General features: G+C 62.6%; 6 protein-coding genes. All 6 read left to right on the top strand.

Annotation, left to right across the window (positions count from 1 at the left end):
* Positions 1-157: 157 nt before the first annotated feature.
* A complete protein-coding gene (locus VGL22_RS08835) occupies positions 158-3,301 on the top strand; it encodes a putative bifunctional diguanylate cyclase/phosphodiesterase (RefSeq protein ID WP_465266541.1) in 3,144 nt (1,047 codons plus the stop codon).
* 108 nt (positions 3,302-3,409) lie between these two features.
* Entirely contained in the window at positions 3,410-3,901 is a 492-nt protein-coding gene (locus tag VGL22_RS08830; RefSeq protein WP_465266540.1) for a hypothetical protein, read from the top strand.
* Positions 3,902-3,937: 36 nt separating this feature from the next.
* The gene (locus VGL22_RS08825) at positions 3,938-4,141 is read left to right on the top strand and encodes a hypothetical protein (protein ID WP_465266539.1); all 204 of its coding nucleotides are present in this window, start codon (positions 3,938-3,940) and stop codon (positions 4,139-4,141) included.
* A 52-nt stretch (positions 4,142-4,193) separates the two neighbouring features.
* Complete coding sequence (locus tag VGL22_RS08820; RefSeq protein WP_465266538.1) at positions 4,194-5,078, top strand: HAD-IIB family hydrolase; 885 nt, start codon at positions 4,194-4,196, stop codon at positions 5,076-5,078.
* A gap of 24 nt (positions 5,079-5,102) precedes the next feature.
* Positions 5,103-5,840 carry a lytic transglycosylase domain-containing protein gene (locus VGL22_RS08815; RefSeq protein ID WP_465266537.1) on the top strand — a complete coding sequence of 246 codons (738 nt, stop codon included), beginning with the start codon at positions 5,103-5,105 and terminating at the stop codon, positions 5,838-5,840.
* Positions 5,841-6,248: 408 nt separating this feature from the next.
* Positions 6,249-7,267: lysylphosphatidylglycerol synthase transmembrane domain-containing protein (locus tag VGL22_RS08810; RefSeq protein ID WP_465266536.1), on the top strand; the 1,019-nt coding region annotated here is incomplete at its 3' end.

The following is a 7,267-nucleotide window of genomic DNA, read 5'->3' as shown; positions in this document are numbered from 1 at the left end:
AGGTGAGCGGCCGTCATTCAAAGCACAATTGTCAAAATCTTTCGATGCATTTACAGCCCGCCACTCAGGTTTTAGAATTCACTCTTTCCGACTGATTTGAATCGCGCCACGCAACTTCCCGGCTGGGAACGCAGGCGCGCTAGCGGGCGCACTCAAGATGAGCAGTTCTCTCCAGAAAAACCGCGGATCAAGGCGTCCACTACTCGCCGCGGTCCTCTTCGCTTTGGCTGGCTGCGGCCTGATGCATGCTGTCTCCCGGCCCGTTCCCCCCATCACCTCCATCGCTCAGCTTCGCCACCTGTCGGCAGCCCAGGCGAGCACCTACCAACCCGTCGCAGTTCACCTTCGTGGCGTGGTCACGTACTACGATGTCGTGGGTCCGAACCTGTTCATTCAGGACGCGACAGGAGGGGCCTGGGTTGATTTACAGGGCCTGAAAGAGACCCCTCCTCGTCCAGGACAACTCCTGGACCTCTGGGGCACGGTAGGTCTCGGATTCTCCCCCTACGTCGCCAAACCCAGTTGGAAAGTCCTCGGAAACGTTCCCTTCCCCAAGCCAGTCCCGCTGCCGTACGACCAGGCGGCGACCGGCCTTTCGGACGGTGAATGGGTCTCCCTCGAAGGAGTCGTTCGCTCCTTCGTCCAGCAGGCCGAGGGCAATGTTCTCGTCATCGACGTAGCCACTCCAACCGCCAGCTTCAAAGTGCGCGTGCCTGACTACACGCACACCTTTCCAATGTCCTTGATAGACGCAAAAGTCCGCTTCACGGGCGTCCTGGGCAGCTCTTTCAATCGATCGCACCAACTTGTCGCAATCCATCTGCTCATGCCCTCCCTCGAGTTCGCGAAGATCACAACACCCGCGCCCAGCGACCCGTTCGCGGTCACAACCTCACCCATCACCAGCATTCGGCGGTTCACCGCAGACCTGCCCGACGTGCATCGAGTCAAAATCACCGGTACAGTCACAGCTCGATTCCCCGGCCTGGGTCTCTATATGACCGACAAGAGCGGCGGAGTCTATGTCGAATCGCAGGACGGCGCGCCGGTCGTGCCAGGCGACCTCGCTGAAGTAATCGGCTTTCCGGCCGTAGGCTCCTACAGCCCGATTCTGAAATCGGGTTCCATTCGCCCCCTCAACCGGCACATCAATCTCCCCACCACCCGCATCACTGGACACGCCGCTCTTCAGGGCTCTTTCGACGCGCAGCTGGTGTCCGTTTCCGGCATCATCCACTCCCGGTACACAAGGGGCAGCGAGACCATTCTGGTCCTCGAGTCGACTGACCACGTTGACTTTGAAACCAGCATCCAGAACGGGTTCATCAATGCTCCGGTGGGGAGCCGCGTCGACGCGACCGGCATCTGTTCGGTCAAGGCGGATGAAAATGGCAACCCGTCAACCTTCGAAATCGTTCTTCGCACCCCCGCCGATGTACACGTCATCTCGTCCCCCCCGTGGCTCAACTTGCGCCGCGCCCTCCTGGGACTCGCAATCGCGTTCATCTCCATCGTCCTCGCGACCATCTGGGTGGGGGTCCTTCGACGCAAGGTGCGCCGCCAGATGGAAACAATTCGCGCCGACCTGCAAGCCAAAGCAACCCTGCAGGAACGCTACCGCCAGATCTTCGAAGGCCATATGACCGGGCTGTATCTCGCCGATCTGAGCGGTCACTTCATCGAATGCAATGCCGCATGCGCCATCACCCTCGGATTCAGCGGCCCGGATGATCTCTTCGCCCATGCCGAAGATGCCCGGCGCATCCTTTGTGAGATTCACGATACCTGCCGCAATCCCCTTCAGCCCCTGACCAATGCCGAGCGTCCATTTACCAAAGCCGATGGCAAACCCGGATGGCTGCTCTGCAATTCCCGCATCGTGCCCCGTGAGGGCGGCGACATCCATGAGGGCGGCTTCGTGGATATCTCCGTGCGCAAAACTGCGGAACAACAGGTCCAGTTCCTCGCCTACTACGACCCGCTCACCCACTTGCCCAACCGCACCCTGCTGAAAAAACGGCTTGCGGAAGAGATAGCCCGCGTTCAGGACAGTAAACATCAGTTGGCGCTCCTGTTTGTTGATCTCGATTGGTTCAAGAACATAAACGACAGCCTCGGCCACTCGGTGGGCGACGGCCTCCTCAATCAGGTAGCTTCCCGCCTCCGGTCCTGCGCCCGTGAGTGCGACATCGTGGCCCGTTTGAGCGGAGATGAATTCGTCCTCGTGATCAACCGCATTCACAACATGGCCGATGTGACCCATGTCGCGGATCGCGTCCTTGAACAGCTCTCTGCACCGTTTCATGTCGATTGCCACCGGCTGCAAATTACGTGCAGCATCGGAATCAGCATCTTCCCCGAACACGGGCTCGATATCGAAGCTCTCGTCAAGAACGCCGACGCCGCCATGTACGCCTCCAAAGAATCGGGGCGCAGCACCTATCGCTTCTTCGATCACGCCATGGGCAGCCGCGCCGCTCGCCGCCTCACCATCGAGAACCTGTTGCGCTCTGCCCTCGAAACCGACGAATTCCATCTCGAATTTCAGCCCGAGCTCGACCTCAGAACCGGAAAAATCGCCTGCTTCGAGGCGCTGCTCCGTTGGAACAATCCCACCCTCGGCGTGATCCCGCCCGACCAGTTCATCCCCATCGCGGAAGAAACCGGAATCATCGTGCCGCTCGGAGCGTGGGTGCTTCGCACCGCCTGCGCCGAGGCACGCCGATGGCTGAATCAAGGTTTCACAATCCCCGTCGCCGTCAACGTATCGGCAGTTCAAATCCGCCACGAGGGGTTCGTCGAGATGGTCGCCGCTTGCCTGGAGCAATCGAAACTTCCCGCACCCCTCCTCGAAATCGAGCTCACCGAGTCCGCGCTTCTCTCCAGAAACCAGTCGGCCTTCGACTCCTTGCGCAGACTGCGCGACCTCGGCGTCACCCTCGCCATGGACGACTTCGGCACTGGATACTCAGGCCTGAGTTATCTCAAAGCCTTCCCCATGGACAAGGTCAAGATCGACCGAAGTTTTGTGCGCGACCTGAACAGGAATGCCGAAGACGCAGGCCTCATCGCCGCGGTCGTGGCCGTAGCCGGTGCACGAGGCATGATCGTGACTGCCGAAGGCGTCGAAACGGAAGAACAACTCACCCTGCTGCGCACGCTCGAGTGCGGGCAGGCACAGGGCTTCCATCTGTCTCGACCCATTTATCCCAGCCAGATTCGCGACTGCCTCAGCCAATTCCAGGAGCGCTTCCGAAACCTGAATGCGCCTGAACTCATCTGCCACTCGGATTTACCTTGATCGGATCTCCTCGGCCCCCTTGCTTCCACGAACAGGAAATCCGCCGGCCAATAATCGTGCTACCCTTCTGCCGTACTCCAAGTCCTAATCTCAACGAGGCCCATCGCGATGAGATCCTTTGCGCTTGCTCTCCTGCTCGGCTCCGCCGGCGTAGCGTTTGCCCAGACCTCCACTCCCTTTGCCGCGCCTCCCAGCCTCAATCAGCTCTTTCCCGCCCCCTCCCTCCAACCTCCCGGCAAGCCGCAATTCAAGCTCAAACTGCCCGATCGCCGGCATAACTGGCTCCTGCTTCCCGCCCCCAAAGTTCACACCCCGCCCCGGCCGTCCCTGAGCTCCGGCATCGATTCCGGCATCCTCCGCAAGCCGCAGGGCTTTGCGCATCAACCCTCCCGCCCCGCGCCGCACACCGACATCTATCCGAATCTCACCATTCAGCCTGCCGAGATAGCCCTCCTCACTCCGCCCTCGGATCCCGGCTCAAAACTCAAGGCCGAGCCCATCCCCCTGACATTCCCCAAAGGCCGCCTCGAGCCCATCCCGATCACCTGGGACACATTCCAGCTCCTCCCCATCACCGGCAGCGACCCCTCCCAGCCATAGCCGGCGCGCAGCCCCCACTCGCTATACTCGAGCCAGATGGAACGTATCTGCACCCAATGCCACGCCGTCCTCGCGGCAGACACCGTTGCCGACTGGTGCCCCGCCTGCGGAGGCGCCCTGACCGGCCGTCCCCTCGATCCTGCCTTGCACCGCCCCTCCACCCCCAAAGCTGAAGTCGATCATCGCGGCATCGTTCTTCCGCGCCGCCACGCCCTGGGCGGCATCATCACCCCTCAATAGACCTGATCCCGCCTGACCGGCATTGCAGGCACTCCACGCGTAAACTGGCAATATGCACCTTCCGGTTCGCCTGGTGGCGATTGATATGGATGGGACCCTCCTCCCCACGTTTGCGCAGAGGGTCGGCGACCGGACCGGGCGCGCCCTGCTCGCCGCCCAGGCCGCCGGGATCACCGTGGCCATCGCCACCGGCCGCCGCCATGCCTACGCCGCCCCGCTCCTCGATGGCCTCGGCCTCCGCCCCGACACTCCCCTGATCACCTCCAATGGAGCCGTCACCCGCTCCCTCGCAGGCGACCCCGTAGACCACTGCCATCTCGACGCCAAAGTCGCCCGCGGTCTCTGCGCCCTCTTACGTCCCTTCGGAGCCCTCGTCTTCACCTTTGACCGCGCCGGCAGGGGCGAGTTGGTCCTGGAAGACCTGCAACTCGCCAGCGACCGCATCAGCCTTTGGGTTGAAGCAAACCGCGACGCCATTGAAGTCGTGCGCCCCCTCGAGCGCGCCCTCGACGGCCCCGAAGACCCCATCCAGGGCATGGTTACCGGCAGCCTCGACAAAATGAAAGCCGCGGAAAAAGCCCTGCGGGCCAGCGACCTGCACCGCTGGTGCGAGTGCGTGCGCACCGAGTACCCCGCCCGCGACCTGTCCATTCTGGATCTCATGCCCCCAGGCGTGAACAAAGGATGGGCCCTCGAACGCCTCGCAAAACGCCTCGCCATCGACCGCAAGGAAACCATGGCCATCGGCGACAACTGGAACGATGTCGATATGCTGGAATGGGCCGCCCAGGGAGTGCTCATGAGCAACGCCGCTCACGAACTCCGCACCATGGCCCGCGTGCGCGGATGGAAACAGGCCCCCTCGAACGATCAGGACGGCGTCGCCGTCATTCTTGAGCAGGTTGTCCAAAAACAAACCCAGTCCGCCACCGCGTAGCAAAATAGGAGTCAGGGAAACTGCTTGACCGGCACCCTCGGCAAACTCGGCATCGCTCTCCTGGCCGCAATCGCGGCGGCAGCGCCCGTGCGCGCCGCGGAGCGCGTCACCCTGTCCAACGGCTTCTACCAGATCTGCGCGCATCACGACACCATCGAGGGCCAGGTGCGGCTGTATGCCAGCGCCGACTCCAGCAGCTACATCGACGTCCCGCCCACCGACATCGTCTCCATCGAAACCATCCCCGATCCCCCGCCCACAAGAATCGACACCCCGCCTTCTGCTGCAATCGCGTCAACGCCCTCCCGGCTCACCCCCCGGCTTTCCCCCGACGACCTGCACGAGATGCTCTCCACCGCCGGACAGGCGCACCACCTTGACGTGGACCTGCTGGCCAGCGTGGTAAAAGCCGAAAGCGGCGGCAATCCCCGCGCCAAAAGCCGCGCCGGAGCCAAAGGCCTGATGCAGCTCATGGACGGCACCGCCAGCGATCTCGGCGTTCACGACATCTACCAGCCCGAAGACAACGTACGCGGCGGCTCCGCCTACCTCGACGCCCTCCTCACCCGCTATCACGACAACCTCTCCCTCGCGCTCGCCGCCTACAATGCCGGCCCCGCCGCCGTCGACAAATACCACGGGATTCCTCCCTATCGCGAGACCCGCCTCTATGTCGCTCGCGTGATCCACGAGTTCAACCGCCGCGTGAAAGCCCGCCAGCACCCCGCCGCCCTCGCCTCCAGAAACTCGCCCGGCCATTAATATTGATAGACTTGCGTGAGCCGTGACAGCCATCACAGCCTCTCGGCGTTCCCCTGCGATTAGATATTGCTCGAAGATCATGGAGCGCACACCCCACCGCCCGATCCCCTTGCTTCCGCATGCCCGCCCAGCCGATCCCGGTGCGCATAGCGTTCCGCCTCAACGGCCGCCGGCACAAGCTGAAATCCCGTTTACCTCATTCATCCTGGCTCTGTTCGATTCCAAATACCTTCCGCAGCCCTCCCCCCTCAAGTTCCCGCGGAAGCCCCCGCAGCCCTGAAGCCACACCACCTCCCACCGGCTCGCATCCGGTTGGCGTCGAAAACTGCAGCGGCGCTCCCACCCCCTGCCCGATACACTGGTTGAGGCGGGTTCGCAACAACGTAACCCGTTGCCACGGGAGCGGTGTTGAAGAAGAAACAGTGGATTCTTGGCCTTGTTGTCCTGCTTGTCATGATTGCCCTCGTCCTTTGGGCGCGCAATCGGATCCATTTCAATTTCAGCGAGTTCCGCTCGCAACTTGCCATGGCCGACTGGACCAGGATCCTTCTCGGCCTGGCATGCATCTACTCCGGCTACGTCATCCGTTCCGCGCGCTGGGCTCTCCTGCTGCGTCATAACAAGCGCGTCCCGCCCTTCTCCCTGGTGGGTACCCAGGTCATGGGATTCACCGCCGTGGCCCTGATCGGCCGCGTGGCCGATCTCGTCCGCCCCTATCTCGTCGCTAAAAAAACCAATCTCGAGCTCAGCTCTCAGATCGCCGTCTACATCGTCGAGCGCCTCTCTGACATGGGCGCCATCGCCATCCTGTTCTCGCTCGCCGTCCTCCAGCTCCCGCAGGACGCGGTAGTCAAAGCCATCAACCACTCGGGCCGTCTGGCGTCGGTAAGCCACAACGCGCCCTGGGTCGCGGCCTTCCTCTTCCGCTACGGCGGCCTGGTCCTGACCGTGTTCGGCGCCCTCTTCCTCATATCCATCCGATTCGGAGGAGAAGTGCTGGCCGCCGCCATGGAGCGTACCTTCGGCCTGATTTCGAAAAACGTGGGCCACGCCGTAGGCCAGAAGGTGCGCACATTCCGCACCGGCCTTGACACCATCCGCTCCGTCGGCGATTTCGCCGGCCTCGCCGGCCTCTCCCTGGGGATGTGGGTGCTCATCGCCGGCGGCTATGTCGAGGTGATGCACGCCTTTGTGGCCAGCCCGGTGCTCTCAACCATCAGCGTCTCCAAATGCGTGCTGCTCATGGTGGTCAGCGGCGGCGCCAGCATCATTCAGTTGCCGGTCCTCGGATGGTTCTCCCAGATCGGCCTCGTCGCCGCAGCCATCACCGGCTTCTTTGCAGCCGGACCAGAGGCCTCCACCGCCTGCGCCGCCATGCTGCTGGTCGTCACGTTCCTCGGCATCATCCCCGTCGGCCTCATCTGGGC

The organism is Occallatibacter sp., assembly GCF_036502485.1.
Classification (GTDB): domain Bacteria; phylum Acidobacteriota; class Terriglobia; order Terriglobales; family Acidobacteriaceae; genus Telmatobacter.
Note: the sequence above shows the minus strand (reverse complement) of the source record. Positions and strands in the feature narration are given on the sequence as shown.